This window comes from Streptomyces sp. NPDC017246 (assembly GCF_044331325.1).
GTDB lineage: Bacteria > Actinomycetota > Actinomycetes > Streptomycetales > Streptomycetaceae > Streptomyces.
This window is the reverse complement of record NZ_JBIRMW010000015.1, coordinates 148,667-175,217: the sequence shown is the minus strand read 5'-3', so window position 1 is coordinate 175,217 and position 26,551 is coordinate 148,667. Positions and strand designations below refer to the sequence as shown.

The window sequence follows — 26,551 nt, the reverse complement described above, 5'->3', positions numbered from 1 at the left end:
CCACGGTAGGCGGCGTTCGGCCGGCGGGGCCATGGGCCTGGGGGGTGTGACGGGGTGGGGCTGGACCTACCCCGGATCATGCCGAAGGAGCGGCCCGGTCGGGCAGGTCCTCCGTCGGGGCGCGGCCGTGGCCGGCGTACTCCGCGCGGAGGGCCGTGGTGGCCTCCGGGGTCAGCCGTTCGTACGGGGCCGTCGGGGTCGGGCGCCACCAGACGGGGTCCTCGCAGAGGAAGGCCGCCCGGCGGAGGGCCACTCGGTGGATCTTGTTCGTCGCCGTCAGGGGGAGTTCCTCCATGACGCGGACGAAGCGCGGCGGCATCTTCGTCCCCAGGTCCTGCTGGGCGGCGAGGAAGGCGGCGAACTCCGCCGGGTCGAAGGCCGCGCCCTCGTGCAGCGCGACCGCCGCCATGACCCGGTCCCCCGCCACCGGGTCCGGTATCGGGTAGACCGCGACCCCCGCGGCCCGGTCCCAGCGGGCCAGGATGTGTTCGATCATCGCGGCCGCCAGGTTCTCGCTGTCGACCCGCAGCCGGTCGTCCGTGCGGCCCGCGAAGTAGAGGTAGCCCTCGCCGTCCCGGTAGAAGAGGTCGCCCGTCCAGTACCAGCCGTCGCGCAGCCGGGCCGCCTCCGCCTCCGGGTTGCGCCAGTAGCCCTCGAAGGGGCTGGGGCCGCGGTTGACGAGTTCGCCGACCGCCTCGGAGGCGTTGAGGAGCCGGCCGGCGGGCGAGAAGCGGGCCGGGGCGCATGCGAGCCCCGTCTCCGTGTCCACCACCGCCAGGTCGTCGCCCGCCGCCGCCCGTCCGATCGCGCCCGTCGGGGTGTCCGGGGTGCGCTGGATCGCCGCGCCGCCCTCGGAGGAGCCGTACCCCTCGACGAGCGGGACCCCGAAGCGTTCCCGGAAGCGGGCCGCGTCCACCGCCCCCGCCTCGGTGCCGAAGCCGAGGCGCAGCGGGTGCCTTCGGTCGTCGGGTTCGGGCGGGGTGGCGAGCAGGTACTGCACGGCCCGGCCCACGTAGGTGAAGTAGGTGGCGCCGAAGCGGCGTACGTCGGGGAGGAAGCGGGAGGCGGAGAAGCGGGCCCGCAGCGCGACTCCGGCGCCGGCGGCGAGCGCGGGCGCCCAGTCGGCGATCACCGCGTTGCCGTGGAACATCGGCATGCAGATGTAGTGGACGTCGTCCGGGCCGACCCCGAAGTGCCGGACGAGGGAGGCGCCGGCCGCCGCGAGCCGTCCCTGGCTGCAGAGGGCGGCCTTGGGCGCGCCCGTGGAACCGGAGGTGAAGGAGAGCAGGAAGCGGCTGCCGGGGTGTACGGGACCGAGGCGCGCGTCGCCGGGGCGGGCGCTCCCGTAGGGGGCGAGGAGTTCCCGGTACGCGTCGGTGTCGGTGACCAGGATGCGCACGCCCGGCAGCGGGAGGCCGTCGAGGAGCGGCAGGTGGGCGCGCTCGGTGACCAGGACCCGGCACTCGGTGTGCCGGATGTCCCGGGCGAGTTCGGCGCCGCGCCGGGTGGGGTTGATCCCGGCGACGGCGGCCCCCGCGAGGGCCGCCGCGCTGAGCCAGAGCGGGTACTCCGGCGTGTTGTCGAGCAGGATGCCGAGGTGCGGCTCGCCCCCCGGCAGGGAGGGCATCAGGTCCACGAGCAGTGCGGCCCGCGCGGCGGCGCCGGCGGCGACCTGGTGGTGGGTGAGGGTGTGGTGCTCGTCCCTCAGCCCGATCCGGTGGTCGCCCCATTGGCGCCCTACGAGTTCCGCGACGGTGTCCGCACCCCTCATGGGCCGGACTGTAACTGACGGCTCATCAGAAATGAACCGTCAGGAACGGCCCCCGAACCGCCCGGCCGTCAGAACTTGACGTCCGAGCAGGCGTAGAAGGCGTTCGCGGTGTCCGCGACCGTCCACACCGCCAGGATCAGGTGACGGCCCGTCTTGCCCGCCGGGACCGTCCCGGAGTGCGAGAGGGTCGCCGGCGGCTGCTGGTTGTTGTAGGGAACGGTCAGGAACGGCTGGGGGTCGAGCGCGGCCCGGGTCAGCTTCTGATTCGGGTCCCAGCCGTTCTTGGTGATGTAGTACTTGAAGTCGGTGGTGCGGTGCCGGGCGGTGAACTGCCAGCGGAAGCTGTAGCTCTGCCCCGCGCTGAGCTGTGTCGCGGGCCAGGCGCCGCCCCGGGGGTCGTCCAGCTGGGCGAACTGCGTGAGCCCGGCGGAACAGATCTTGCCGTCGGCGGGACCGGCGGCGGGGAAACCCTTGAGACCCTCGACCGACTGCGGCTCCCACTGTATGGAGCCGCAGTTGGTCACGGTGCCGTTGGCGCAGAGCTTCTGGCGGCTGATCGGCGAGTCGGTGTAGCCGTGACTGCCGGCACTACCGGTGGCGAAGAGGGTGACGCCGGCGACGCCGAGCGCCACCACCGCCGACCCGACTGACTTTTTGCGCATGCTGTCGCTCCAGGAAAACGTGGGGGAGTTCCGTTGGGCCGTGCGCGCACGCGTGCGGTCTTACGTCGTACCGATTTTGGTCTGGACCAAGTACCAAGGTATGGACGGAAGCTGAACATGTCCATCCCCTCAGGCCCCCTCGACCGGACCCGTCCTCCCCGTGTAGAACGCCACCGTCAGGTCCTTGACCAGCGCCTTGCGCTCATAGTCGTCGAGCTCCACCAGACCACGACTGGTCAGCCGGTGGACCACGTCGTCGACCGCGTCCACCACCGAGGTGAGAACACTGTCCCGGTGCTTCGCGTCGATCGCCGCGATCCGGCGCCTCGTCATCGCCGCCGCCACCTCCGGCGCGTACTCGATCCGCGTCGGCTGCGCCGAGAACACGTCCACACCGACCGGAGCGCACTCCGCCGACAGCATCCGCGTCAGGGCCTCGCCGACCGCCTCCGCGTCCCGGAGCGTCGGGGCGTCCTCGTGGAAGGCGTCCGCCGGAAGCTGCGACAGCACCCGGGCCATCGCCGCCTCCACCTGCTCCCGCAGGTACTCCTCGTGACCGTCGACCCCGAGCGCCGCCCGGACCGTGTCCCGCACCCGCCACACCACGAGGACGACGACATCGAGCGCCGTGCCCTTGGCGTCCACGGCGGACAGCGGCTCACTGCGCCAGTGCCGGAGCCGTACGTCGACCCGGCGACGCAGCAGGAGCGGGCTGACCCAGACCAGACCGGTACGGCGGACCGTGCCGCGGTAGTCCCCGAACAGGGTCAGCACCCAGGCGTAGCCGACCCGGCCGCGGCCGAGACCACCGAGCGCGAACAGGGCGAGCACCACACCGGCCGCGAGAAGCGCCCACTGGCCGAGATGGATGCCGTTGTACGGGCGTTCCGGCAGCCGCAGCATCCTGGACGCCTCATGGGGCACGGCCCCGGCCCACCACACGACCGCCGCGCACGCGGCGAGCGCGAGGGCCCCGCCGACCACCCCGACCCACCCGGGCAGCACCGGTCCGGGCCGCTCGACGAGAGCGGGATCGGCGGTGGGCGCGGGCCGGGCGGGGGCGGCCGCGGCGGGTGTCGTGCCGGACGCCTTGACGGTCCCCCTGGCGAGCGTCTTGGCCGGGCCCTTGGCGGGCGTCATGACGGGCACGGATCTGGACGTGGACTTCGGTGTGCCGTTGGTGAGGGACTCGGTGCCGGCCTGGACCTTCGACGGGGCCGGAATCGCGGGCGCGGCCATGGCGACGGTGTCGGGGCCCCCGTCGTCGTCACCCGCCGCGGGGCGCCCGGTGGTACCCGGCTCGTCCCGGAAGAGCAGATGCACGGGGATGGAGCCGGTGGTCTCGGACCCGATCACGTTCTTCCGCCGCGCCACCCGCACCACGCCGGCGACGGGCACGGCGACGGATCCGACACCGCCGCCGGCGATCCGCCCGAAGTCCGGTGTGTCGGCGCGCACGGCGGGACGGTCGGAGGTGGGCGCGGATGTGGGCGTGGGCGCGGGCTCGGTCTTCGGCTCCGGCTCGGGCTTCGTCCTGGGCTCGGTGCCGGTCGGGGCGGAGGGCGCGGCGACCGCGACCGCGGCGGGGACCGGTGCCGGACCACCGGACCGCACGGTGACGGTGGAAGTGGTGGCGGTGGCGGTGGCGGTGGTGGCGGTGGTGGCGGTGGCGACCTTCGGGGAGGAGCAAGCGGCGGAGGCGGCCACCGGGCGGGCGTGCTTGCCCGTACCCGAGCCGGCCGGGGCGGCCGGGGCGGTGGGGGCGGCCGGGGCGGTGGGGGCGGTCGCGGGGGTGGCTGCGGCCCCTGTCGCCGTACCGGAGACGGAACCGGCGGGACGGCCCGCCGACGCGCCGGCGGAAGCCGCCGGAGCGCTCGGTCGCGTCCCGGGGTAGCCGGGTACGACGGGTTGGACCCGGGTGATCATCGACGAGCCGCCGGACGCCTCGGGCCGACCGGCCGCGGCCGGACTGGTCGGGGCGGGCGTCGCAGCGGACGGCGGAGCGGAAGCGGACGCGACCGGACGGACCGGCAGCGGGCCGGTCGCCGGCTCGCCGGGCCGCGCACCCGCGGGACCGGAGGCCGGACCGCCCGGCTGAACCGAGGCCGCACCGTCGCGGCCCGCCGGGGAGGCGTGCTGTCCACCGGCGGCGTCGACGGACGGACCGGGCTCCACGAGGCCCGTGCGCACTGCCGGGGCGGGGGCCGTCGGGGCGGTGCCCGAGGCCGCGGACGCCCCCGCGGCCGAACCGACGGCAGCCGTGGCCGGCTGCCCCGGCCGCGTACCGGAGGACCGCGACGAATGAACCCCCGGCCGGCCATCGTCAGGGCCTACTCCGGGACCCGGTGACGCACCGACAGGTCCCGATGCGTGGCCCGGTGACGTACCGGCGATCCCTGCCCGGTGGTCGGGCGACGCACCGGCGGACCCTGCTCCCTGGCCGGGTGAGAGGTCGGCGCGCCCGGACGGGTCGGCTGCCGGCCACGTGCCCGTCGGGGCGGACTCCGCACCCGCCGAGGCGGAGCCGCCACCTCTCGCGCCCGGCTCCGGCCAGACCGGGACCCTGCCCGACGACGACCCCGGCTCCCCGGCCCCTTGAAGGGCCGCCGGGCCACCGGCCGCAGAGGCCGACGTACCGGTCGATGCGCCGGCGGCAGAGGCCGGTGTCCCGGCCGACGTACCAGCCGCAGAAGCCGACGTAGCGGCCGGGGCGGCAGCCGACGCGGAGTCCGGGGCGGCACCCGGCGCCGAGTCCGGCACGCCGCCGGACGCGGACTCCGGCGCACCGGCCGGTGCGCCGTCCCCGCTCGGTGCCGGCGTGGTGCCCGCCTCCCCCGCCTCGCCGTCCCGCGCGGACTCCGCCGGCGCGTCCTGCCGTGTCGGCGGCGGGGTGCCCGGGGGCGCCCCCTGCGGAGGGGACGTACGCGGGAGGGTGCCGTCCGTCAGACGCCTCGCCGTGCGGGCCGCGTCACGTGAGGCCGCCGCACCGGAGTCCGCGGGGTTCGGGGTCGATGCCGTCATTCGGGGTCCACCTCATGCTCTCGGGGTCATCGGAACAAACGCCGCCAGGTCTCCGGGCCCGGGTAGCCGTCGGCCGCTGCGCCGCGCCAGCCCTGAGCCCGCTGGAACGCCTCGACGTTGCGGCGGTCCGCCTCCGTCCAGCGCGGACCGGGTCCCGACAGGTAGTGCTTGCCGAAGCCCCGCTTCACCAGTTGTTTGCCCAGCTTCTCCACATATGCGTTGGATTGGCCCGGACGGAAGGAGCCACGCCCGGGAAATCCCGTCGCATTCGAACTCGACCCGCTCGAACCACTCGAACCGCCGATGCTCCTGCCCCCGCCGGTGACGAGGAGCTTCCACGTCTGGGGACCGGGAAGGCCGTCCGCCTCCTTGCCCTTCCAGCCCTGCGCCAGCTGGAACGCCTGGGTCGCGCGCCGGTCCGCCTCGCCCCACTTCGGGCCGGGCCCCTTGCTGTAGTACTTCTGGCCGCCGCGGTCGACGAGGAGCCGCCCGAGCTGGGTGATGAACGGGTTGTTCGCGCCGGGACCGAACATCGCCGTGCCGGGGTACGGCTCCGCCGTGGGCGTCGCCCCGCCGCCGGTGCCGCCGCTGACCACGCCCTTGTAGCGGTAGGCCACGTACCGGTCGGAGTTCTCCCAGTACGCCATCGGCGTGGCCTGCTTCCGCGTGCGCGGCTTGGTCTGCTCGTACGCGACGTAGGAGGTGTGGGTGTAGTCGGTCCAGCCGCCGAAGATCGTGACGTGCGAGCCGCGCGTCGGGTTGGCCGGGTTGTGGAAGAGCAGGATGTCGCCGGGCTGGAGCTCGGTGCGGTCGATCCGCTCGGCGAAGCGGTCGAGGCTGCCGGTCCACTCGTTGCTGCGCAGGTTCCAGGCCATCGAGATGTAGCCGGAGCAGTCCTGGCGGTAGCCGTCCGTCCAGTACCTCTCCATGGAGTACGGGACCTGGGCGGTCACCCACAGCTTGGCGCGGTTGATGATCTCGGCCCGGGTCGTCTGCCGCAGGGTGCCGGTCGAGATCTGACTGGTCGTCGGCGTCGCGGCCGGGGAGGGGTCCGGCCCGGGGCCCGGGGCCCCGTGCAGCGGCCCCCGGCCGCCCTGCGGGGTGTCGGGTCCGGGGTCGGCGGCCGGCGCGGGTCCGTCCGTGAGGTCCGCCGGGTCCGTGAGGTCCGTCGGGCCGGCGAGATCCGCCGGGTCCGTCAGCCCCGCCGGGGCGAACGGTCCGGCCGGCGGCGGAAGGGCCGCCGCCGACACCACCCCGCCGCCGCCCAGGACCACCCCCGCCGCGGTCACCAGGACCAGAGCGCGGCGGGCGCCGTGCGCCGCGGGGTGGCCGCCCGCCCGGACGGGCAGGCCAAGCGCGAGGTCACGCCGCTGCCGGGCGCACCCCGGGCAGCCGCAGTCGGCCGCGGGTTCGAACTCCTCGAAGACCGGCACGCTCATGGGATTCCCCTCCACACTCGTCAAGATCTTTTGACCCTTGGTTTTGGGCGCCAGTGTCTCAACTGTCTGGACAAATCGCATTTTGACGGATCGAAGGCCTGATACGACCATCCGACAGGCCGGAGGTGACCGGTATTGGTCGGGAGCACACCCGCACGTCAGGTAGAGTTCTCTCTGTCAGCAGGCGCCGCTAGCTCAGTTGGTTAGAGCAGCTGACTCTTAATCAGCGGGTCCGGGGTTCGAGTCCCTGGCGGCGCACGCAGAGTCAAGACCCCCTCACCATCGGTGAGGGGGTCTTGGTCGTCTTCCGGCCTTTTTTCGACCGCACCGGGATCGAACTACCGTGCGTTGCGGGCCAGTTCCTGCGCGTACGAGTCGAACCACTCCCCCGCCTTCGGGCCGCCCCGGCACAGACCGTCCGACTCGCCGGGCCGCTTGATCCACAGATACGCCGCCACCAGCGGATCCCCGGTGCGCCGGGTCGGAGGCTCGCCGAGCGCGCGGCCCGGCGGATTGCACCAGCTGTCGGCCGGGTCGCCCTCCGCCCAGGGGCCGTTCCCGTTCCTGCCGGTGTCGATCACGAAGGGCTTGCCGCCGACCAGGGCCGAGAGCGAGCGGCCGTACGCGGTGCTCTCCGCGGTCGTCCGGAAGTTCGAGACGTTGACCGCGAAGCCGTCGGCCTCCGCGATCCCGGCCTCCCGCAGGGGGACCCGGAGGTCCGCCGGCCTGCCCCAGCCCGCGTTGCCCGCGTCCAGGTAGACGGTGGTGGCGGGCTGCCGCTTCAGCCGCCGGACCGCCGCCTTGAGCAGCGCGAACCGCTCGGCCCTCTGCCGCGCCCCGACACAGCCGGCGAGAGCGTGCATCACGGCGTCCGGTTCCAGGACGGCCGTCGCACGCCGGTCGCCGATGCCGCGGGCCACCCCGTCCACCCAGTTCCGGTAGGCGGCGGCGTCCGCCGCACCGCCCGCCGAGTACTGGCCGCAGTCACGGTCGGGGATGTCGTAGAGCACGAGGAGCGCCTCCCGCCCGGCGCGGGTGGCGGCCGCGGTGAGCGCCCGGGTCTCCTCCTCCGGACGGTCCGGTCCGATCCACTCCGCCTGGGGCCGGAGGAGACCCTCCGCAGCGACTCGGCCACGGCGGTGCGGCCCGCGGCGAGATGCTCGGCCACCGCGCGGGCCGCCTTGCCGTCCGGGTTCACCCGGTAGGGGCCGTCGGCCGGAACGGCGCGCGATGTTCTCGGCCCTCCGGGGCCCGCCGCGGCCGGGGCCTCACGGGCGGGACGCGGGGCCGGGGCCGAGCAGGCGGAGACGGCGGCGAGGAGGAGCAGAAACGCGACGGCCGGAAGGGAGAACCCGGCTCGGCACACGGCCGGACGTGCGGACATGCGGGCCCCTCGGAATCCTGCGGAGCGGTCGTGACCATCGTGACACGACAGCCCTCTGGGCCGGGCGAGGCGGGGCCTCTACAGTGGCCGGAACCCCGACCTCCCGCGGTGGCACCGGGCCCCTCCCGCGCCTGCGAGCCCTGCGGTCGAGGACCGGCCCGGTCGGCGGCGGCTGCGGGACGCGACACCGCCGACCGGGACCCGGCCGACGGCCCGTACGGGACCGCCCCCGCCCACCCCCGGCGTGGCCCTGGTCGCCACCCCCGCCCACCCCCGTGTGGGCACGCGCACGCTGGGGCGGGACGGGTGGGCACACGGGACGCGCGCTTGGCGGCGCGTCCGCCCCCTGCGCCCGAACCCGCACCACAGGCTCGGCGCACAAGGGGTGTGGGTTACGGCGCGGAAGCCTGGGCTCGGCAAAGGGCGACGTTCCGTTGTGCCCACCCGTTCCGCCCTGGGGGTCCCCCCGGACGGAGTCTGGGGGAGGAACAACTGCCCACAACGGGGTGGCGGCGACGCACGTCGTGACCGCCCGCTCCGGACCGGCGGAACGAATGCGTTGTCGTGGAGCTCAGGGGGTGTGCGCTGCTGTCAGGTAGGCCGAGACCACCACGTTCGCCGTGTACGCGCCCGCCTCGCGGTCGAACGTGCCGCCGCAGGTGATCAGGCGGAGTTCCGCCCGATGGGGGTCCCTCGCGCCGTAGACCTTGCGGGCGTCGAAGTGTTCCCGGGGGTAGACCTGGACGTCGTCGACCGTGAATTCGGCGACCGATCCGTCCGTCCGGGTGACGCGGACCTTGGCGCCGGGGCGGGCCGCGCTCAGGCCGTAGAAGACCGCCGGCCGGGTGTCGGTGTCGACGTGGCCGACGAGCAGGGCGGGGCCGACGGCGCCCGGCCGGGTGCCCGCGCCGAACCAGCCGACGGTGTGGGGCATCTCGTACGGCGGCGGGTCGATCGCGCCCGTGCCGTCCAGGTCGCGGGCCACGACGGGCGCGGTGATGCCGAGGGAGGGGATCTCCACCTGTCGGGGTTCGACGGGTGCGAGCGGGTCCCTGGCCGGGGGCAGTGCCGCGCCGAGCGGGCGGCCGACGGCGGCGATGTCGCCGGTGGTCGGCGCGGAGCTGCCGCCGGGGCCCTCGGTGGCCTCGCGGCCCCAGAGCCAGAGCCCGGAGAGCAGCAGCGCCCAGACCACGCCGGTGACGAGTCGCCCGTGACCCGCCGGGCGGGATCCGGACGACGCCGTCATTCCGTGCCCGTGCCCGTGCCCGTGCCCGTACCGGAGCCGGGGGCGCGGCGGCGGGAGCTGCGGAAGGCGACCGCGACGGCGGCGACGGCCGCCAGGCCGAGGCCGAGCAGGGTGTACGGGGTGCCGAGGCCGCTCTCGCTGGTGGTCTGGGCGACGCCGGGGGCGGCCGGGGCGGCGAAGGCGGCGGTGCCGCCGCCACCGGCGCGGACCGGGGCGACCGGGCTCGGGTGGTGCGTCGGCTGGTGCGTCGGCTGGTGCGTCGGCTCATGAGTCGGCTGATGAGTCGGCTGATGAGTCGGCTGCTGGGTGGGCCGGTGCGTCGGCTGGTGGGTCGGCTCGTGCGTGGGCTTCCGGTGCTCGACGCGCACGGTGCCGACGTCCGGGTGGTCGTGGCCGTCGCAGGTCACGCTGACCTTGTAGGTGCCGTTCTCAAGACCTGATCTGACGGTGGTGTCGCCGAACAGCGGGGCGCCCCCACCGTCCCGGCCGGTGAGTTCCGCGTCGGCGACGAACGCCTGGGACTTCGCGGCACCGGTCGTGCCCTTGCAGCCCTGGACGCGGACGTCGACGTCGGCGCCGGGCCAGGCGGTGGACGGGGTGACGGTGACCTTCACCCCGTCGTGGGCGTACGCGCTGCCGGCGGCGGGTGCCAGCACGAGTACCAGGGCCGCCCCTGCGGCACGGAGAGCAATGGGACCTGAACGCATCGTGACCTCCTGATACTGGCAGGTTCACCCGGATCGGGGCTTCTCGCATCCGCAGGGCGGCGGCGCCCGGCTCGCCGGAGGCCGTCAGACGCGGTCGACGATGTCCGCGATCGACTTGACGATCTTGGACGGGCGGAACGGGAAGCGGTCGATCTCCGCCTCGGACGTCAGGCCGGTCAGCACCAGGAAGGTCTGCATGCCCGCTTCCAGGCCGGCCAGGATGTCGGTGTCCATCCGGTCGCCGATCATGGCGCTGGACTCGGAGTGGGCGCCGATGGCGTTGAGCCCGGTGCGCATCATGAGCGGGTTCGGCTTGCCCGCGAAGTACGGCTCCTTGCCGGTGGCCTTCGTGATGAGCGCGGCGACGGAGCCGGTGGCCGGCAGCGGCCCTTCGAGCGAGGGGCCGGTCTCGTCGGGGTTGGTGCAGATGAAGCGGGCGCCCGCGTTGATGAGGCGGACGGCCTTGGTCATCGCCTCGAAGGAGTACGTACGGGTCTCGCCGAGCACCACGTAGTCGGGGTCGTGGTCGGTGAGGACGTAGCCGATGTCGTGCAGCGCGGTGGTGAGACCGGCTTCGCCGATGACGTACGCGGTGCCGCCGGGGCGCTGGTCGTCGAGGAACTTGGCGGTGGCGAGGGCCGAGGTCCAGATGTTCTCGACGGGCACTTCGAGACCCATCCGGGCGAGCCGGGCGTGCAGGTCGCGGGCCGTGTAGATCGAGTTGTTGGTCAGGACCAGGAAGGGCTTCCCGGTCTCCCGCAGCTTCTTGATGAACGCGTCGGCGCCGGGGATCGGCACGCCCTCATGGATGAGGACGCCGTCCATGTCGGTCAGCCAGGATTCGATCGGCTTGCGCTCTGCCATGGGTGCGGGACTCCTGCCGTACAAACGTGCGGTGTGCTGGGGACGCCGCGACAGCGCTGTGGCGACGCCCCCAGCCTAATCAGGAAGCCGTGACCTTGACCCCGTCGATCGTCCAGTACCAGTTGTTGGACCCGGTGTAGCGGAAGCGGAAGCTCACGCTGGAGGCGCCGGCGGGGACGGCGACCGTGAGCGACTGGGGCTGGGAGAGGACGTCGGCCGTGTAGCTCTTGACCGGGGTCGGGGTGCCGCCGTTGAAGCTCGCCAGGACCTGGGCGGTCTGGGCGCCTTCCTGGCGGTAGAGGGTCGTGAAGCCGAGGGTGACCGTCGCGGCTCCGGAGACGCTGTACGCCGGGGTGACGAGGGTCGAGTCGTACGTACCGGAGAAGGCCTTGTCGGCCCACTCGTCGGAGTCGGCGACGGCGAACACGCCCCGGGCACGCACATTCAGTTCGCGGGACTGGTCGCGCTGAGAGCGGGACCAGAACTCGTCGGTGGCGAAGGACCAGCCGTGCCACTCGGTCACACCGCCGGTACCCATGGCGTTGTTGACGACCGACCAGCCGCTGGGCGGGGTACGGGTGAAGCCGAGGACTCCGGCGGGGATGCCGGTCTCGTCGACGCGGCCGGTGAGCGACCCGTAGAGGCTGTCGAACGGGTCGGTGGAGCGCTGCTGGATCGGCTTGCCGTCGAGGCCCCAGGCAGGGTCGGGGGTGATGCCGAGCTGGTGGAAGACGGTGGCGGCGACATCGACGAGCCGGGTGTCGAAGGGGCGGGCGCCGGCGGCGATGCCGGGGCCCTGGGCGAGGACGAAGGTGCGCCGTTCCTCGATGGAGGAGCCGCCGTGACCGCCGCCGTCGGTGTGACCGTGGTCGGTCGCGACGACGACCGTCCAGCGCTCGGTGGCGTATGCCGGGCGGGCCTTGATCGCGGTGAGCAGCCGTCCGAGGTAGCCGTCCTGGACGTCGATCGCGTCGAGGTACCTGGGGCTCGCGGCGCCGTTGTCGTGGCCGATCTCGTCGGTCTCGCCGAAGTAGACGAAGAGGACGTCGGGGTTCTGGTTGCGCAGGATGTCCTCGGTGATGTCGGTGATCACGAGGTCGTTGACGACGTAGTTGTTGTTGTAGACGAGCTTGGCGTCGGCGCCGGGCGTGACGGTGCCGTGGGTGTCGAGCTCGGGCCAGTCGACGGCGGCGAAGAGCGAGAGCTCGGGGCGGACCTGGTGCAGGCGGGCGAGGAAGCCGGGGTACCGGCCGTAGTTCTTGCCGGTGAAGGTGTTGTCCTTGACGCCGTGTTTGTCGGGCCAGACGCCGGTGGAGATCGTGGACCAGCCGGGGCCGGAGGAGGTCGCGGCCATCGGGTCGGCGTAGAGCAGGGAGCGGCCGAAGGTGCCGTTCGCCATCAGGGACTTGAGGTTCGGGGCGCGGGCGGCGTCGATCCGGTCGTACCGCAGGCCGTCCATGCCGACGACGAGCACCTTGTCCTTGCTGGTGCCGTCGGGGAGCGTGGGCGAGGCCGCCTGTGCGGCGGGGGCGGTGGCGAGGCCGGTGGCGGCGACGGCCGCGGTGGCACCGGCGGCGGCGAGCACGGTGCGGCGGGAGATGCCGGTGATCGGCATGTCGGAGTCCTCCGTCAGGGGATCGGTGGGTCGCGTACACACGCCGACGCCCCTGATCTCTCAGGGGCGTTGGTCCGTACCCGTTATCTTTCCGCGATCAACGGAGGCTTTCCAGAGTCGTACCGTGAACTCTCAGCTTCCGGTCGCCGACTTCCACGCGTCGACGTAGGTCTTGAGGTTCTTGTCGATGTCGGCCCAGTCCGGCTCGAAGATCTCGACGCCCTCCAGGAGCTTGGCGAGTTCGATGGCGTTGGCATCGGTGGGCCTGACGTCCTTGCGGGCCGGGAAGCCGCCGCCGATCGCGCTGACCTCGCGCTGGGCGCCCTCGCTGAGCATGAAGTCGAGGAGCTTCTTGCCGTTCTCGGTGTGCGGGGCCTTGTCCACCAGGCCGGCCGCGTACGGCAGGGCGAAGGTGGTGGGCCGGCCGGTGCCCTTGGCCGGGAACCAGATGCCGAGGTTCGGCATGGCCTTGGACTGGGCGAAGTTCATCTGCACATCGCCGTTGGCGACGAGGAGTTCACCCTTGTCCACCTTGGGGGCGAGCTTGGAGGTGGAGGAGGACGGACCGACGTTGTTGGCCTGGAGCTTCTTCAGGTACGCCATGGCCGGCTCCCGGCCGCCGAAGTCGTGCATCGCCTTGATGAGGACGGCGGTGCCGTCGCCCGCGACACCCGGGGTGGAGTACTGGAGCCTGTCCTCGAACTTCGCGTCGAGCAGCTCCTCCCAGCTCTTCGGGGCGGCCGGCAGCTCCTTCTTGTTGTGGACGAAGCCGAAGTAGTTGTTGACGACCGAGGTCCAGGAGCCGTCGCCCGCCTTGTCGCCGCCGCCGACCTGGTCGGCGCCCTGCGGGGTGTACTTCTGGAGGAGGCCCTTGGAGCCGGCCTGCTGGATGAAGGGCGGCAGGGTCACGAGGACGTCGGCCTGGGTGTTGCCCTTCTCGCGGAGGGCGCGCTGGACCATCTCCCCCGAGCCGCCCTCGACGTACTTGACCTTGATGCCGGTCTTCTTCTCGAAGGCGGCGAAGACCTTGTCGTACCAGCCGTCGCCCGCCTCCCCCTTGAGGCCGTCGGCGCTGTAGACGGTGACGGTCTTCCCGTCGGAGGCGGCGGAGGAGTCACCGCAGGCGGTGAGCCCCGCGGCGAGGACGAGGGAGCCGGTGACGGCGGCGATCGGCTTGGCGTAGGTACGCATGACGTCGTTCTCTCCTGAGGATCTTCAGCGGAAGGAGGCTTTGGTGCGGATACGGGAGACGGCGAGCAGGGCGAGCAGGGTCGCCGCCATGAGGACCACGGCGAGCGCCGAGCCCGTGAAGAGGGAGCCGCGGTCGGTGGCGGTGAAGATGAGCACCGGGAGCGGCATCCAGTCCGGCGGGTAGAGCATCATCGTGGCGCTCAGCTCGCCCATGGACAGGGCGAAGCAGAGTCCGGCCGCCGCGTTCAGGGACGGCAGCAGGAGCGGCAGCCTCACCCGGAGCAGGACGTACGAGGGGCGGGCGCCGAGGCCGGCCGCCGCCTGCTCGTACATCGGGTCGAGCCGCTGGATCGCGGCCGAGACCGACTGGTGGGCGAAGGCCGTGACGAGGACGGTGTGCGCGAGGATCACGATCCAGCGAGTGCCGTTGAGAAGGAACGGCGGCTGCGAGTACGCGACGAGGACGGCGAGGCCGACGACCACGGACGGCACGGCGACCGGCAGCATGAACAGCGCGTCGAGGGCCCGCTTGCCCTTCCGGCCGAGCGCGGCGCCGGCGAGCGCCGCCCAGGTGCCGACGGTCAGGGCGATCAGGCTCGCGGTGACGGCGGTGACCAGGCTGGTGGTGAGCGCCTGGAGGGACTCGCCGCGGACGGCCGCCGCGTAGTGCGCGGTGGTCGGCCCGGAGGGGAAGGCGCCGGACCAGTGCGTGGAGAACGAGGCGGCGACGATGACGAGGATCGGCAGGGCGAAGAGCGGGACGAACAGGACGGCGAACACGGCCCACGCCGTCCACCTGCCCGTACGGCTATGCACCAGCACGGCGGCTCACCCCCCGGTAGAGGGTGTGGAGGCCCACGGAGAGCGCGACGTTGACGACGGCGACGACACAGGCGGCGGCGTAGTCGGATTCGAGGATCGCCTTGCCGTAGACGAGCATCGGGAGGGTCGTCACGCCCTTGGCCCCGGTGAAGAGGACGATCCCGAACTCGTTGAGGCACATGACGAGGACGAGGCTGCCGCCGGCGGCGAGCGCGGGCAGCGCCTCGGGCAGGATCACCTGCCGGACGATCCGCAGCGGCCGGGCGCCGAGCGAGGAGGCCACCTCCAGCTGGGCCGTCTCCATCTGCGAGAAGGCGGCGAGCAGCGGCCGCATCACGAACGGGGTGAAGTACGTGATCTCGGCGAGGAGGACGCCCCACGGCGTGCTCAGGAACCGGAACGGTCCCGAGGGGTCGCCGGTGACGTCGGTCCAGACGCCGTTGGCCATGCCGACCGTGCCGTAGAGGAAGAGCAGGGCGAGCGTGATCAGGAAGGACGGGAAGGAGAGGAAGACGTCGATGAACTTCGACACCGCCTTCCCGCCGGGGAACGGCACGAACGCGATCACGACCGCGAGCACGAAGCCGAGGACCAGACAGCCGGCGGTGGCGGCGACGGCGAGCCACACGGTGGTGACGAGGGCCTCGCGGAAGGACGCGGAGGCGAAGACGCCGGCGTAGGCGCCGGGGGCCAGGGACTCCTGGACGACGAGCGCGAGGGGATAGAGGAAGACGAGCGCGAGGACGGCGACGGGGGGAAGCGCCCAGACCCAGACGGGGGTGGTGCGGCGCGACCGCGTGCCGGTCGCCGCCGGGGCGGCGGCGCTCACCGCGCTAGCCATCCGACACCCCCGCGCCCAGCAGGACGGCGTCCTCGGGTGCGAAGTGCAGGGTGACCTCGGCCCCGAGGAGGGGCGTCTCCCGCAGCTCCCGTACGTCCGCCTTCACCCGGTGCCCGCCCACCTCCACGTACAGCCGGTGGGTGGACCCGCGCCACTGGACCTCGCTGATGCGGCCCCGCAGCGCGTTCGGTCCGTCTCCGAGTCCGACCAGGTGGGGCCGGACGCAGAGGGTGGCGACCGCGCCGGGGGCCGGACCGGTCGGGTCGTCGGCGGCGACCTTCAGTTCGGTCCCCTCGAAGGCGACCCCGTCCGCGCCGACCGTCACCGGCAGCAGGTTGGCGTTGCCGACGAACGAGGCGGTGAACTCCGTACGGGGCCTGCGGTACAGGTCCTGCGGGGTGCCGCAGTCCTGGAGCCGGGCCTTGTCCATGACGGCGATCCGGTCCGCGAGGGTCAGCGCCTCGACCTGGTCGTGGGTGACGTACAGGATCGACACTTCTGGCAACTCCCGGTGAAGTCGGGCCAGTTCGGCCAGCATCCCGGAGCGCAGCCGGGCGTCGAGCGCGGAGAGCGGCTCGTCGAGGAGGAGGACCCGGGGCCGGATGGCGAGCGCCCGCGCGATGGCCACGCGCTGCTGCTGGCCGCCGGAGAGCTCCCGGGGGTACCGGTGGGCGTAGGCCGCCATGCCGGTCATCTCCAGGGCCTCGGCGACCCGGCCGGGGATCTCGCCCTTCGGCACCTTCCGGGCCTTGAGGCCGAAGGCGACGTTGGCCTCGACCCGCAGGTGCGGGAAGAGGGCGTACTGCTGGACGACCATCCCGATCCCCCGCTTGTACGGCGGGAGGCCGGTGACGTCACGGTCGCCGATGAGCACCCGCCCGGAGGCCGGCCGCACGAACCCGGCGACGCCCCGCAGCGCGGTGGTCTTGCCGGAGCCGGAGGGTCCGAGGAGGGCCATGACCTCGCCGGGCTCGACGGTCAGGTCGAGGCGGTCGAGGACGGTGGTGCCGCCGTACACGACGGACACGCCGTCGAAGCGGATGCCACTGGTCATGCTTCCGACTCCGTGATCAGCGCGGGGAGTTCGGCGACCGAGGCCAGGACGTGCGTCGCGCCGTGCTCCTTGAGCGCCGCCTCGTCGTGCGCGCCCGTCAGGACGCCCGCGACGATCCCGGCGCCCGAGCGGACCCCGCTGAGCATGTCGTACGAGGTGTCGCCCGCGACGGCGATCCGCCGGACGTCGTCGACGGCCCCCGTGCGGAGGAGGGCCGCGAGGACCATGTCGGGGTAGGGGCGGCCCCGGCCGCCGGCGTCCGCCGGGCAGAGGGTCAGCTCGACCGTGTCCCGCCAGCCGAGCGCGTCGAGGATGGCGTCCTGGGTGACCCGGGCGAACCCGGTGGTGAGGACCACCCTGCGGCCCTGGGCCTTCAGCTCGGCGATCGCCTCGGCCGCGCCGGGTACCGGGGCGATCCGGCCGTCGGAGACCAGTTCGCCGTAAGCCGTCTCGAAGGCGAGGTTGGCCTGCCGGGCGCGGGTCTCGTCGCCGCCGAGGAGATGGCGGAAGACGGAGATCTTGGACTCGCCCATGGTGGCGCGGACGTGGTCGATCATCGTGGCGGGGTCTTCGCCGAGGCGCTCGGCGGCGGCGGTGAAGGCCTGCTCGACGAGGCCGCCGTCGGCGACGGTGGTGCCGGCCATGTCGAGGACGACGAGGTCGTGCGTGCGCTTGCCTGCGGAGTCCGTGCGGTCCGTGCGGTTCATGTGGTTCATGTGGTTCATGTGGTTCACCAGCCCAGTTCGTCGGCGGTCTTCTCGGCGATGGCGGGCGAGCAGGTCATGCCGCGGCCGCCGGGCCCGGTCACCAGCCACACGCCGTCGCGGACCCGCTGGCGGTGCACGACCCGGCCGGTGTCGACGCACTGCGCGTACACCCCGGCCCAGCGCCGCCTGACCTTCGGCAGCGGGCGGCCGAGGAAGGACTCGACGACGCGGGTGAGGTGCTCGTAGGGGTCTTCGAGGGTGTCGAAGGCGAAGGGGTGCTCGTACTCGTGGGTGTCGCCGACGGTCAGTCCGCCGTCGAGGCGCTGCACCATCAGGAGCTGCATCTTGTGGGCGGCGGCGGTCGGGTCCTGCGGCTGCGCGGCCCGGAGGGAGTCCAGGGCCTCGGAGGCGTACGCCGGGTAGTAGCGGAAGGAGTCGGCGTCGGCGACGGAGGTGGTGAGCGCCTCGCCGAGGGGCTCGGTCTGCATCATCTGGAGCCGGACCCGGCGGACGGGTATCTCGCCGGCGACCTCGCGGACGAGGCCGGAGAGCCAGGCGCCGGTGCACAGGACGACGGCGTCGCCGCTGTGGACCTCACCGCGGTCGTCGCGGACGGCGTTCTCGCCGACGACGTCGCGGACCTCGCGGTTCGGCAGGAAGGTGTACTTCCCGGTGGCGAGGAGGGCCTCGCGGAGGGCGAGCTGTGCGAGGCGCGGCTCGACGGCCGCGTCCCGCTCGCACCACAGCGCGGCCTCGAAGTCGCCGCGCAGGGCGGGGTTGAGCGCGCGGGCCTCGGCGGCCGTGAGCAGCTTGTAGCCGCGGGCGGCGGCGTCGGGACGGGCGACGGCGGCCTCGGCGACGGCGAGCTCCAGCTCGTTCCGTACGGGGGTGAGGGAGCCGATGGCCCGGAAGCCGAGCCCGGGGACCCGGGCCCCGACGCCCTCCCAGAGTTCGCGGGCGCGCAGGGCGGTGTCCAGCTCCTCGCCGCCCGCCCGTCCACTCACCCAGATCTGGCCGAAGTTGCGGAGGGACGCCCCGCGCGCCTCGGCCTCGCGCTCGATGTGTACGACCTCGTGGCCGCGTTCCACTGCGTGCCAGGCGTGCATGGTTCCCACCACGCCGGCTCCTACGACGATCACCTTCATGACGTCGACGCTCGTGGGGGCGGGTGTCCCGGACGGGGCCGGTGGACGACGGGACGGTGAACGGACCGACAAGCTTGGACCAGACCCGTTATCTTTACGTGATCTGGAGTGGCGGCTTGTGGCGGTACGGGTGACTCAGCCCCGCGCCCCCAGGTGCGCGGTGAAGCTGAACCTGTCCCCCCGGTAGAGGGTGCGGACCCGCTCCAGCGGCCGCCCCGAGGTGTCCCGGGACACACGGTGGAGCAGCAGCATCGGGAGCGCCGGCGGGGTGCCGATCAGCAGGGCCTCACGGGGCGTCGCGAGCACCGTCTCGATGCGTTCGTCGGCGTCGCCGAACGAGATGCCGAGGTGGTCGTGGAGATAGGCGTAGAAGGAGGAGTCCGGGTCGAACTCGGCGTCCAGCCGCGGGGCGCGGGCCTCGGAGACATAGGTGCTCTCCAGGCCGACCCGCTCGTCGTCGGCGAGCAGGACGCGCTCCATGTGCCAGACGGGCTCGCCGCGTTCGGCGCCGACCTCGGGGGCGAGCGCCTCCGGGCAGGGGAAGCGGTCGAGCGAGATGAGGCTGCGGCCGGGGCGGCGGCCCTGGAGGCGCACCCCCTCCGTGTAGCTGGCGAGTGAGAGGGGCTGTTCGAGCTTCGGGCCCGCGACGACCGTGCCGCGGCCCTGGCGCCGCAGCCGCCCCTCCAGGAGGAGTTCGCGCAGCGCCTGCCGGACGGTCTCGCGGGACACCTCGTACCGGACGGCGAGGTCGCGCTCGGTGGGCAGCAGCCCGCCCTCCCCCAACTCGTCGACCATCAGGGCGAGTCTGGCCTTGACGGCGTAGTACTTGGGCACGCGGCCGTGCTCCGGGATGCCGGAGTTCACGGGGGCGCCGGGGGTGTTCTGGTAGTTCACCGGGGGATGGTCGCAGACGGGGATGAACGGGAAGGTGTACGCGGCATGGCTCAGCGGTGCCGGGGGCGGCGGTGGGTGCGGACGAGGACGACTCCGAGGAGGACGAGCACGGCCGCGAGCGGGGCGAGGAGCAGGGCGTACTCCTCCGACTGCCGTCCCGTACGGGCGAGTTCACTGCCGAGGTCACCGGTCACGGGCGCTTCCTGGTCCCGGGGGGAGCCCGGCGGGCGGGACGCGGGCGCGGGGGACCTGGAGGGGTCGGCCGCGCCGGATGTGTCAGGTGCGGGATCCTTCGGGCCGGTGGGCGAGGCGGAACCGATGCTCAGCCGGTAGTCGCCGGACTCGCCGACCCAGTCGCCGTCGGTGCCCCGGCGTTGCACGACGGCGGCGTTCACGACGACGTCGCCGGGAGCGGCCTCCGCGCGGAAGGCGAGCCGTACGGGCACGGTGAGGGTCCGGCCGGCGGGCACCGCGAAGCCGGGGAAGCCGACGGGGTCGTCGGACCTGTCGGACTCGCCGGGGCTGTCGATCCCGGCAGTCCCGGCAGTCCCGTCGATCCCGCCGGAACCGTCAGACCCTTCGGACCCTTCCGCACCGGTGAACACACCTACGTTCTCCGCCTCTTCGGTCGCCTCGAAGGTCACCGGCCGCCACCGCGCGGCCCCGGCGTCGTAGAACTCGAACCGGATCTGCTCGGGCCGCAGCACCCGCTCCCGGTCCGTGAGCACGAGCACGGGGTGGATCCCGGAACAGGGCTCGGCGGTGGTGTTGGTGAGATCGAGCTTCCACTCCTGGAACGGCCCGCCGGCCGGGTAGTCGACGGGACCCCCGTGGATCCGGGTGTCAAGGGGGAAGGCGGAGCCGGTGGAGGCGCCGCAGGCGGGAGCGGGGGGATCGGGGGCGGGGGCGTGGGGGGCCGGGGGCGCGGGGGCCCACGGGCCGGCCGGCGAGGCCGGGGACGACAGGGCCGGTGCCGACAGCGCCGGTGCGGCGCCCGTCAGATGGGCCGCCGCGGCGGCGGCCAGCGCGGCCGCCGTCGTCAGGGCGGCGCGGGCGCTGCGCGGTCGCAGGGGGGCAGATGCCATGGGGCGGGGCCTTTGCTGCTCGCGGACGTACGGGTCGGCCGCGACGCTGCCACGCGGGGCCGGGCGGGCCGGGGAGCGACGCCGGGCACACCCCCCGAACGGCCTGGCCGATCCGCCCGATCGGCCTACTTTCCTACTTCCCTATGAACTGAAGACGGGTGCCTTTCGGCGGTCCGGAGGCCGAGGTCCGGAGGCCGAGGTCCGGAGGCCGAGGTCCGGAGGCCGAGGTCCGGAGGCCGGGCTTCTGCCCGAGGCGCGATCGCCCGGAGGCCGCCGCCCTCCTAGGCGCCGAAGACCGGTGCCAGGACCAGCCAGGCCGCTCCCTCCGCCACCGCGTCCCGCTCCCCCGCCACCCCCACGGGCGCCGTCAGTCCGAGCCCGGTCAGGACCTCCCGAACCCCGGCGGCGAACTCCTCCGGCGCGGCGAGGACCACGCGGCCGCCCAGCAGCACCTGGTCGATGTCGAGGAGCCGTACGAGGTTGGCCGCGCCCGCGCCGAGGATGCGCGCGGCCTCGGCCGTGTCGCCGCGCGCGACGGCCGCGAGGCACAGGACCTCCAGGCAGCCGCGCCCGCCGCAGTCGCACAGGGGTCCGTCGAGCTGCACGGTCTGGTGCCCGAGTTCGCCCGCGCCCGTCCTGGCCCCCCGGAGCGGCGCCCCGCCGAGGACGAGGCCGGCGCCGAGGCCCGTACCGAGGTGGACGTAGGCGAAGGAGTCGGGGGCGGCGGGGCGGAGGGCGAGGCCGAGGGCGGCGGCGTTGGTGTCCTTGTCGAGGACGACGGGCAGTCCGAGGTGTCCGGCCAGCTCCTCTCGGACGGGGTGGCCCTCCCACGCGGGGAAGCCGGTCACCCGGCCCGGCACCCCGGCACGGTGGTCGAGCGGGCCGGGCATGGCGACCCCGGCGCCGAGGACGGTGCCGGGCGAAGGCGCGTCGGCCAGGAGCGCCCGTACCTCCTCCGTCACCGCGTCCAGGACCGGCCCCGCGCCGGCCCCCAGGTCCAGGACGCGCCGGCGGAGGGCGACGACCGTGCCGGCGAGGTCGGTGAGGAGGGTCGTCAGCTCGTCGCGGTCGAGGTGGACGCCGACGGCGTACCCGGCGGAGGGGACGAGCCGCAGGACCGTGCGCGGCTTGCCGCCGGTCGAGGCGCGGTGCCCGGCCTCGGTGGCGAGGCCCTCGGTCCGGAGCCGTGCGGTGATCTTGCTGACGGCCTGCGGGGTGAGCCCGGTCCGCTCGGCCAGCTCCAGACGGCTGATCCCGGTCTCGCCCGCCACGCGCAGCAGGTCGAGCACGAGCGCCGCGTTGTGGCTGCGCAGTGCCGGTACGTTCACTCCACCCAGGTCCGTCTTCACCCGCCCATTGTCGCTGTCGCTTGCACTTTGGCAACACCGTTGCTTAAGTGAGGGGCATGACTGGCACCGACATGACCGGCTCGGGACCGACCGGCCCCGCCACGACGGGCACCTCCCCCCGCACCCCCCTCCGCGTCGGACTCGTCGGCTACGGCCTCGCGGGCTCCGTCTTCCACGCCCCGCTGATCGCCGCCTCCGAGGACCTCGTCCTCGCCGCCGTCACCACCGGCAATCCCGAACGGGCCGCCGAGGCCCGCGCCGCCCACCCCGGCGTCCGGATCGTCGCCACCCCTGAGGAGCTGTGGGAGGACGGCGCGGCGGACGCGCTCGACCTGGTCGTCGTCGCCTCCCCCAACAAGACGCACGTCGCGATCGCCACGGCCGCCCTGGAGGCCGGCCTCCCGGTCGTCGTCGACAAGCCGCTGGCCGGGACCGCCGCCGAGGCCCGCACCCTCGCCGCCCTCGCCGAGGAGCGCGGCCTGCTGCTCTCCGTCTTCCAGAACCGCCGCTGGGACAACGACTTCCTCACCCTCCGCCACCTCGTCGCCGAGGGCGCCCTCGGCGAGGTCCAGCGCTTCGAGTCCCGCTTCGAGCGCTGGCGCCCGCTCCCCAAGGGCGGCTGGCGCGAATCCGGCGCTCCCTCGGAGATCGGCGGACTGCTCTACGACCTCGGCAGCCATGTCGTCGACCAGGCCCTCGTCCTCTTCGGCCCGGTGGTCTCCGTGTACGCCGAGTCGGACGTCCGCAGGCCGGGCGCCGAGGCCGACGACGACACCTTCCTCGCACTCACCCACGCGAACGGCGTCCGCTCCCATCTGTACGTGAGCGCCACCACCGCCCAGCTCGGACCCCGTTTCCGGGTCCTCGGGCAGCGCGCGGGCTTCGTGAAGTACGGGCTCGACCCGCAGGAGGCCGACCTGCGCGAGGGCCTGCGGCCCGTGCCGGGCGCGGTGTGGGGTGTGGAGCCGAAGGAGCTGTGGGGCCGGCTCGGCTCCGGCGAGTCCCCGCTGACCGGCGGCGGAACCCCGGTCGAGTCCCTGCCGGGCGCCTACCCCGCGTACTACGCGGCCGTCGCCGCCGCCCTGCGCGGCACCGGCGAGAACCCGGTCACGGCACACGAGGCCGCGGCCGCGCTCGACGTCCTGGAGGCGGCGAAGCGGTCCGCCCGCGAGGGAATCACGGTGGCGCTGTGAGCGCCCAGGAGGTGAGCGAGCTGGAGGCCCAGGAAGCCCGGCTGGTCCTCCCCCGGTTCACGTACGAGGACGCCTGGAGGCTCGGCACCCTGCTCGTCGGCATGGCGCGCGAGCGTGAGGCGCCGGTGGCGATCGACATCCGGCGCGGGCCGCAGCAGCTGTTCCACTGCGCGCTGCCCGGCTCCAGCGCGGACAACGACGCCTGGATCGACCGCAAGCGACGGGTCGTCGAGCGGTACGGCGTGAGCTCGTTCCTGGTCGGGGCCCGGTTCCGCGCCAAGGGGACGACGTTCGAGGAGTCCTCGCGCCTCGACCCCGGCCGGTACGCGGCGCACGGCGGCGCGTTCCCGGTCGCGGTCGAGGGGGTGGGCGTGATCGGCTCGGTCACGGTCTCGGGGCTGCCGCAGGCCGAGGACCACGCCATGGTCGTCGAGGCGCTGGAGCGCTTGATCGGCGGTTTGCCCGCCCCCGCCGCGGGCTGACGACGCCGCTCGGCCGCCCGCTGTCGGCCGATGACGCCGCCCGGCCGCCGGCCGATGACCGACGGCACCGCTCTGCTCGCCGGCCTCCACCGCCGGCCGATGACAGAAACGGCGGCGCCCCACGGGGGCGCCGCCGTTCTCCGAAGGAGGGAACTGCCGGAAGGGATCAGGCGCCCTTGAGCTCCTGCCGCTGCCGGCCCAGCCCGTCGACCTCCAGCTCGACGACGTCACCGGGACGCAGGTACGGCTTGGGCTCCGGCTGCCCCATGGCGACACCCGCGGGCGTACCCGTGTTGATGATGTCGCCGGGGTAGAGGGTCATGAACCGGCTGACGTAGCGCACGACCTCCGCGACCGGGAAGATCTGGTCCGAGGTGTGACCGTCCTGCTTGAGCTCGCCGTTGACCCAGAGCCGCAGGCCGAGGGCCTGCGGGTCGGGCACCTCGTCGGAGGTGACCAGCCAGGGGCCGAGCGGGTTGAAGGTCTCGCAGTTCTTGCCCTTGTCCCAGGTGCCGCCGCGCTCGATCTGGAACTCGCGCTCGGACACGTCGTGGGCGACGGCGTACCCGGCGACGTGCGCGAGGGCCTCCTCGTCGGTCTCCAGGTAGCGGGCGGTGCGGCCGATGACGATGGCGAGCTCCACCTCCCAGTCGGTTTTCACCGAGCCGCGGGGTACGAGCACCGTGTCGTCCGGGCCGACGACGGTGTCGGCGGCCTTCAGGAAGACGACGGGCTCGGCGGGGGTGGCCTGCCCGGTCTCGGCGGCGTGCCCGTGGTAGTTCAGCCCGATGCACACGACCTTGCCGATCCGCCCGACGGGCGGGCCGACGCGCAGGCCGGTGGCGTCGAGCGCGGGCAGCACACCCGCGCCGGCGGCGGCCCGTACCCGGTCCAGGGCGGAGGCGTCGGCGAGCAGACTGCCGTCGATGTCGTCGACCAGCGCGGACAGGTCGCGAAGCGTCCCCTCCTGGTCGAGCAGGGCGGGACGCTCGGCTCCGGGCGGGCCGACACGCAGCAGCTTCATGGACTTCTCCCTGTGGTCGAGGCGGGCCCGGGAAGGGCCCTGAGGTACCCCGGCCGATGGAGTGCGGCCATCGGAGGATTGGTCGATCCTCCAAGAGAACGGGTCACTCTGCAAGACCCCGTTCAGCCACTGGACCCTTACGCGCGAGTAGCAAGCGGTACGGGGGCCTCCTTCTCGCCCCGATCCCGGAAGAGAAGGGCCCGCTCGACGGCGGTCCACGTGGTGCTGGTCACGACATAGAGGGCGGCGGCGAGGGGGACGACGGCCACCGTGATCAGGGTGGCGAAGGAGAGCAGCGGCATCACCTTGGCGATGGCACCCGCACCCGGCGTGGGCTGCCCGAGGTCGAGCGGCTGGGCGGCGAGCTGCGCCTTGGTGCGCCGGTACGTGAACGTGGCCACGCCCGCGACGAGCGCGAAGAGGACGAGATAGACCCGCCCGGCCGGGCCGAGGACACCGCCGTGGGCGAGGGCATCGGCCCAGTGGTCGCCGAGCGGGGCGGCGAGGAGGGTGTGCCCGGCCATCCGGTCGCCGGAGAACAGGTGGTACATGAGCAGGAAGGCGGGCGCCTGGAGCAGGCTGGGCAGGATGCCGGCGAACGGCGACACCTTCTCCCGCGCGTGCAGCTCCATCGTCGCCTTCCGCAGCCGCTCGGGGTTCTTGGCGTGCTTCTTGCGGAGCGCGGCGAGCTCCGGCGCGATCCGGGTGCGCGCCTTCTGGCCGCGGGCCGAGGCCCGGGACAGCGGGTGGATCGCGAGCCGTACGAGCATCGTGAAGAGGACGATCGCGGCGGCCGTGGCGGTGGTCGCGAAGAGCGGCTGGAGCAGGTCGGCGAGCCGCTCGACCAAGGAAGCGAAGACGGACAAGGGGAGCCCTCCATGGGGTCTCGTCGTGCCGGGGAGATATCGGGTCTCGGCATGACGGATCCGCGTGGGGGATGCCCGGTGAGCGTGTCCGGGGTGATGTGGTGCGGGGGCTCCCTACGCGGCCGTCGGGAGGGGACGGCCGGGAGCGCGGGGTCTGCGGCGCCCTGCGGCGTCGGGATCGCGCTGGGGCAGGAAGGCGGTGCGCCGCTCGCGGTCGCGGATGGCCGTGCGGACGACGGTGGGCGGCACGGCCGGGGCCGTACGGGCTCCGAACAGGGAGCAGACGACGGTGGTCGCGGCGAGGGCCACGGCGGCGGAGACGCCACCGCCGTCGGAGAGGAGGAGGTCGGCGAGGGCGAGGAGGAAGAAGAGCGGCGCGACCACGCGCAGGACAAGGCTTCTGGTCGTCATGTCCGTCCCTCCTCTCGCCCGCCGGATGCTGTCTCACGGGGAGGACGTACGGAGCGGCTCAGGAGTTCCCGCTGTCGGCACTTCTCATTCCCCGCGTCCCGGCCGCAGGGGATCGAGCAGTCGGCGAGGGTCCAGGAGGGCACGGCTCACCGGATCGGCCGGGTCCCGGTCGAGCCCGGCGCCGGGCCGCATCTCGACGTCGGCGGGCGGTACGGGGACACGGCAGGCCGGGCATTCGCCGTACGGGCCGAGTTCGGTGCCGCAGTCGGCGTGGTGGAAGTGGCGCACCGGTACGGCTCCGGGGAGCTCGGCCCGACCCCAGGCGCCGAGCGAGCGCAGGACGGGCCAGAGGGCGAGGCCGCGCCCGGTCAGCACGTACTCGTCGCGCGAGGGCGACTCCCGGTAGCGCCGCCGGTCGAGGATCCCGGCCTCGACGAGGGCCTGGAGGCGGGCGGCGAGGACGGCGCGGGGGGCGCCGAGATGGACGAGGAAGTCGTTGTAGCGGCGGACGCCGTAGAAGGCGTCGCGGACGACGAGCAGGGTCCAGCGCTCGCCGACGACTTCGAGGGCGCGGGCGATGGAGCACTGCTGCTGCGCGTAGTCCTTGCCGAGAGCCATGGGATCCATCCTACCCATTCAAAGTTCATTGACTGAACCTTGCTGGTACCGTGGATCGAATCAGCGAGTTCATTGACCGAACCGACCAGTGGACCGCCCGACCGCCTCGCTTCGAACGACCGACCGGCTCACCTCGAAAGACCGACCCGACCGACAGGTG

The 26,551-nt window shown here is 73.6% G+C and carries 23 protein-coding genes, 1 tRNA gene and 1 pseudogene; 3 read left to right on the top strand and 22 right to left on the bottom strand.

Annotation, left to right across the window (positions count from 1 at the left end; translation table 11 throughout):
• Nucleotides 1–76: 76 nt before the first annotated feature.
• The 4 genes from ACH4MY_RS29910 to ACH4MY_RS29895 all read right to left on the bottom strand — a co-directional run bounded on the left by ACH4MY_RS29910 (nucleotide 77) and on the right by ACH4MY_RS29895 (nucleotide 6,893).
• Entirely contained in the window at nucleotides 77–1,771 is a 1,695-nt protein-coding gene (locus ACH4MY_RS29910) for an AMP-binding protein (protein ID WP_398006838.1), read from the bottom strand.
• Between the two features lie 68 nt (nucleotides 1,772–1,839).
• The gene (locus ACH4MY_RS29905; protein ID WP_398006837.1) at nucleotides 1,840–2,433 is read right to left on the bottom strand and encodes a lytic polysaccharide monooxygenase; all 594 of its coding nucleotides are present in this window, start codon (nucleotides 2,431–2,433) and stop codon (nucleotides 1,840–1,842) included.
• Nucleotides 2,434–2,562: 129 nt separating this feature from the next.
• Nucleotides 2,563–4,359 carry an SPFH domain-containing protein gene (locus tag ACH4MY_RS29900; protein ID WP_398006836.1) on the bottom strand — a complete coding sequence of 599 codons (1,797 nt, stop codon included), beginning with the start codon at nucleotides 4,357–4,359 and terminating at the stop codon, nucleotides 2,563–2,565.
• Nucleotides 4,360–5,480: 1,121 nt separating this feature from the next.
• Nucleotides 5,481–6,893 carry a peptidoglycan-binding protein gene (locus ACH4MY_RS29895; RefSeq protein ID WP_398006835.1) on the bottom strand — a complete coding sequence of 471 codons (1,413 nt, stop codon included), beginning with the start codon at nucleotides 6,891–6,893 and terminating at the stop codon, nucleotides 5,481–5,483.
• Nucleotides 6,894–7,077: 184 nt separating this feature from the next.
• Here ACH4MY_RS29895 and ACH4MY_RS29890 point away from each other — a divergent pair.
• Nucleotides 7,078–7,151: transfer RNA gene (locus tag ACH4MY_RS29890), tRNA-Lys, on the top strand.
• A gap of 80 nt (nucleotides 7,152–7,231) precedes the next feature.
• Here ACH4MY_RS29890 and ACH4MY_RS29885 read toward each other — a convergent pair.
• The 14 genes and pseudogenes from ACH4MY_RS29885 to ACH4MY_RS29820 all read right to left on the bottom strand — a co-directional run bounded on the left by ACH4MY_RS29885 (nucleotide 7,232) and on the right by ACH4MY_RS29820 (nucleotide 21,776).
• Nucleotides 7,232–8,277 (bottom strand): annotated as a pseudogene (locus ACH4MY_RS29885) (glycoside hydrolase family 6 protein).
• A 571-nt stretch (nucleotides 8,278–8,848) separates the two neighbouring features.
• Complete coding sequence (locus tag ACH4MY_RS29880) at nucleotides 8,849–9,523, bottom strand: class F sortase (RefSeq protein ID WP_398006834.1); 675 nt, start codon at nucleotides 9,521–9,523, stop codon at nucleotides 8,849–8,851.
• A complete protein-coding gene (locus ACH4MY_RS29875; RefSeq protein ID WP_398006833.1) occupies nucleotides 9,520–10,230 on the bottom strand; it encodes a PT domain-containing protein in 711 nt (236 codons plus the stop codon). Before ACH4MY_RS29875 ends, ACH4MY_RS29880 begins: the two co-directional genes overlap by 4 nt.
• A gap of 84 nt (nucleotides 10,231–10,314) precedes the next feature.
• The gene (locus ACH4MY_RS29870; RefSeq protein ID WP_398006832.1) at nucleotides 10,315–11,094 is read right to left on the bottom strand and encodes an HAD-IIA family hydrolase; all 780 of its coding nucleotides are present in this window, start codon (nucleotides 11,092–11,094) and stop codon (nucleotides 10,315–10,317) included.
• A 79-nt stretch (nucleotides 11,095–11,173) separates the two neighbouring features.
• Nucleotides 11,174–12,709 (bottom strand): alkaline phosphatase family protein, encoded by a 1,536-nt coding sequence (locus ACH4MY_RS29865; protein WP_398006831.1) that lies wholly within the window; start codon nucleotides 12,707–12,709, stop codon nucleotides 11,174–11,176.
• Nucleotides 12,710–12,841: 132 nt separating this feature from the next.
• Nucleotides 12,842–13,900 carry a 2-aminoethylphosphonate ABC transporter substrate-binding protein gene (locus tag ACH4MY_RS29860; protein WP_398006830.1) on the bottom strand — a complete coding sequence of 353 codons (1,059 nt, stop codon included), beginning with the start codon at nucleotides 13,898–13,900 and terminating at the stop codon, nucleotides 12,842–12,844.
• Between the two features lie 24 nt (nucleotides 13,901–13,924).
• On the bottom strand, nucleotides 13,925–14,722 hold the full coding sequence (locus tag ACH4MY_RS29855) for an ABC transporter permease (protein WP_398006829.1): 798 nt from the start codon (nucleotides 14,720–14,722) through the stop codon (nucleotides 13,925–13,927).
• Nucleotides 14,709–15,563 carry a 2-aminoethylphosphonate ABC transporter permease subunit gene (locus tag ACH4MY_RS29850; protein WP_398006828.1) on the bottom strand — a complete coding sequence of 285 codons (855 nt, stop codon included), beginning with the start codon at nucleotides 15,561–15,563 and terminating at the stop codon, nucleotides 14,709–14,711. The genes ACH4MY_RS29855 and ACH4MY_RS29850 overlap by 14 nt, the downstream gene beginning before the upstream one ends.
• On the bottom strand, nucleotides 15,556–16,617 hold the full coding sequence (locus tag ACH4MY_RS29845) for an ABC transporter ATP-binding protein (protein WP_398006827.1): 1,062 nt from the start codon (nucleotides 16,615–16,617) through the stop codon (nucleotides 15,556–15,558). Before ACH4MY_RS29845 ends, ACH4MY_RS29850 begins: the two co-directional genes overlap by 8 nt.
• Nucleotides 16,614–17,333 (bottom strand): phosphonatase-like hydrolase, encoded by a 720-nt coding sequence (locus ACH4MY_RS29840; protein WP_398006893.1) that lies wholly within the window; start codon nucleotides 17,331–17,333, stop codon nucleotides 16,614–16,616. Before ACH4MY_RS29840 ends, ACH4MY_RS29845 begins: the two co-directional genes overlap by 4 nt.
• Before the next feature lie 14 nt (nucleotides 17,334–17,347).
• Complete coding sequence (locus tag ACH4MY_RS29835) at nucleotides 17,348–18,469, bottom strand: TIGR03364 family FAD-dependent oxidoreductase (protein ID WP_398006826.1); 1,122 nt, start codon at nucleotides 18,467–18,469, stop codon at nucleotides 17,348–17,350.
• A gap of 135 nt (nucleotides 18,470–18,604) precedes the next feature.
• Nucleotides 18,605–19,363, bottom strand: a complete 759-nt coding sequence (locus tag ACH4MY_RS29830; protein ID WP_398006825.1) for a GntR family transcriptional regulator — start codon at nucleotides 19,361–19,363, stop codon at nucleotides 18,605–18,607.
• Between the two features lie 50 nt (nucleotides 19,364–19,413).
• The gene (locus ACH4MY_RS29825) at nucleotides 19,414–20,448 is read right to left on the bottom strand and encodes a hypothetical protein (RefSeq protein ID WP_398006824.1); all 1,035 of its coding nucleotides are present in this window, start codon (nucleotides 20,446–20,448) and stop codon (nucleotides 19,414–19,416) included.
• 281 nt (nucleotides 20,449–20,729) lie between these two features.
• Nucleotides 20,730–21,776 (bottom strand): ROK family protein, encoded by a 1,047-nt coding sequence (locus tag ACH4MY_RS29820; RefSeq protein WP_398006892.1) that lies wholly within the window; start codon nucleotides 21,774–21,776, stop codon nucleotides 20,730–20,732.
• Between the two features lie 92 nt (nucleotides 21,777–21,868).
• On the opposite strand from ACH4MY_RS29820, the gene ACH4MY_RS29815 reads away from it, so the two are divergent.
• Nucleotides 21,869–22,990, top strand: coding sequence for a Gfo/Idh/MocA family oxidoreductase (locus ACH4MY_RS29815; RefSeq protein WP_398006891.1), 1,122 nt, complete (start codon nucleotides 21,869–21,871; stop codon nucleotides 22,988–22,990).
• Nucleotides 22,987–23,472 carry a heme-degrading domain-containing protein gene (locus ACH4MY_RS29810; RefSeq protein WP_398006823.1) on the top strand — a complete coding sequence of 162 codons (486 nt, stop codon included), beginning with the start codon at nucleotides 22,987–22,989 and terminating at the stop codon, nucleotides 23,470–23,472. Before ACH4MY_RS29815 ends, ACH4MY_RS29810 begins: the two co-directional genes overlap by 4 nt.
• 166 nt (nucleotides 23,473–23,638) lie before the next feature.
• On the opposite strand, the gene ACH4MY_RS29805 is transcribed toward ACH4MY_RS29810, so the two are convergent.
• From ACH4MY_RS29805 to ACH4MY_RS29790, 4 genes are all read right to left on the bottom strand, one after another.
• Complete coding sequence (locus tag ACH4MY_RS29805; RefSeq protein ID WP_398006822.1) at nucleotides 23,639–24,496, bottom strand: fumarylacetoacetate hydrolase family protein; 858 nt, start codon at nucleotides 24,494–24,496, stop codon at nucleotides 23,639–23,641.
• Nucleotides 24,497–24,633: 137 nt separating this feature from the next.
• Nucleotides 24,634–25,362, bottom strand: coding sequence for a YidC/Oxa1 family membrane protein insertase (locus ACH4MY_RS29800; RefSeq protein WP_398006821.1), 729 nt, complete (start codon nucleotides 25,360–25,362; stop codon nucleotides 24,634–24,636).
• Between the two features lie 114 nt (nucleotides 25,363–25,476).
• Complete coding sequence (locus ACH4MY_RS29795; RefSeq protein ID WP_398006820.1) at nucleotides 25,477–25,773, bottom strand: DUF6412 domain-containing protein; 297 nt, start codon at nucleotides 25,771–25,773, stop codon at nucleotides 25,477–25,479.
• Nucleotides 25,774–25,857: 84 nt separating this feature from the next.
• Nucleotides 25,858–26,400: a winged helix-turn-helix transcriptional regulator gene (locus tag ACH4MY_RS29790; protein WP_398006819.1), complete on the bottom strand. Its 543-nt coding sequence runs from the start codon at nucleotides 26,398–26,400 to the stop codon at nucleotides 25,858–25,860.
• Nucleotides 26,401–26,551 lie beyond the last annotated feature (151 nt).

Coding starts and splice junctions, on each gene's coding strand:
- ACH4MY_RS29835 (WP_398006826.1), bottom strand. CDS start 18,469: ATGAAGGTGATCGTCGTAGGAGCCGGCGTGGTGGGAACCATGCACGCC.
- ACH4MY_RS29840 (WP_398006893.1), bottom strand. CDS start 17,333: ATGAACCACATGAACCGCACGGACCGCACGGACTCCGCAGGCAAGCGC.
- ACH4MY_RS29790 (WP_398006819.1), bottom strand. CDS start 26,400: ATGGATCCCATGGCTCTCGGCAAGGACTACGCGCAGCAGCAGTGCTCC.
- ACH4MY_RS29805 (WP_398006822.1), bottom strand. CDS start 24,496: ATGAAGCTGCTGCGTGTCGGCCCGCCCGGAGCCGAGCGTCCCGCCCTG.
- ACH4MY_RS29860 (WP_398006830.1), bottom strand. CDS start 13,900: ATGCGTACCTACGCCAAGCCGATCGCCGCCGTCACCGGCTCCCTCGTC.
- ACH4MY_RS29895 (WP_398006835.1), bottom strand. CDS start 6,893: ATGAGCGTGCCGGTCTTCGAGGAGTTCGAACCCGCGGCCGACTGCGGC.
- ACH4MY_RS29825 (WP_398006824.1), bottom strand. CDS start 20,448: ATGGCATCTGCCCCCCTGCGACCGCGCAGCGCCCGCGCCGCCCTGACG.
- ACH4MY_RS29905 (WP_398006837.1), bottom strand. CDS start 2,433: ATGCGCAAAAAGTCAGTCGGGTCGGCGGTGGTGGCGCTCGGCGTCGCC.
- ACH4MY_RS29845 (WP_398006827.1), bottom strand. CDS start 16,617: ATGACCAGTGGCATCCGCTTCGACGGCGTGTCCGTCGTGTACGGCGGC.
- ACH4MY_RS29865 (WP_398006831.1), bottom strand. CDS start 12,709: ATGCCGATCACCGGCATCTCCCGCCGCACCGTGCTCGCCGCCGCCGGT.
- ACH4MY_RS29870 (WP_398006832.1), bottom strand. CDS start 11,094: ATGGCAGAGCGCAAGCCGATCGAATCCTGGCTGACCGACATGGACGGC.
- ACH4MY_RS29815 (WP_398006891.1), top strand. CDS start 21,869: ATGACCGGCTCGGGACCGACCGGCCCCGCCACGACGGGCACCTCCCCC.
- ACH4MY_RS29880 (WP_398006834.1), bottom strand. CDS start 9,523: ATGACGGCGTCGTCCGGATCCCGCCCGGCGGGTCACGGGCGACTCGTC.
- ACH4MY_RS29910 (WP_398006838.1), bottom strand. CDS start 1,771: ATGAGGGGTGCGGACACCGTCGCGGAACTCGTAGGGCGCCAATGGGGC.
- ACH4MY_RS29795 (WP_398006820.1), bottom strand. CDS start 25,773: ATGACGACCAGAAGCCTTGTCCTGCGCGTGGTCGCGCCGCTCTTCTTC.
- ACH4MY_RS29875 (WP_398006833.1), bottom strand. CDS start 10,230: ATGCGTTCAGGTCCCATTGCTCTCCGTGCCGCAGGGGCGGCCCTGGTA.
- ACH4MY_RS29900 (WP_398006836.1), bottom strand. CDS start 4,359: ATGATCACCCGGGTCCAACCCGTCGTACCCGGCTACCCCGGGACGCGA.
- ACH4MY_RS29850 (WP_398006828.1), bottom strand. CDS start 15,563: ATGGCTAGCGCGGTGAGCGCCGCCGCCCCGGCGGCGACCGGCACGCGG.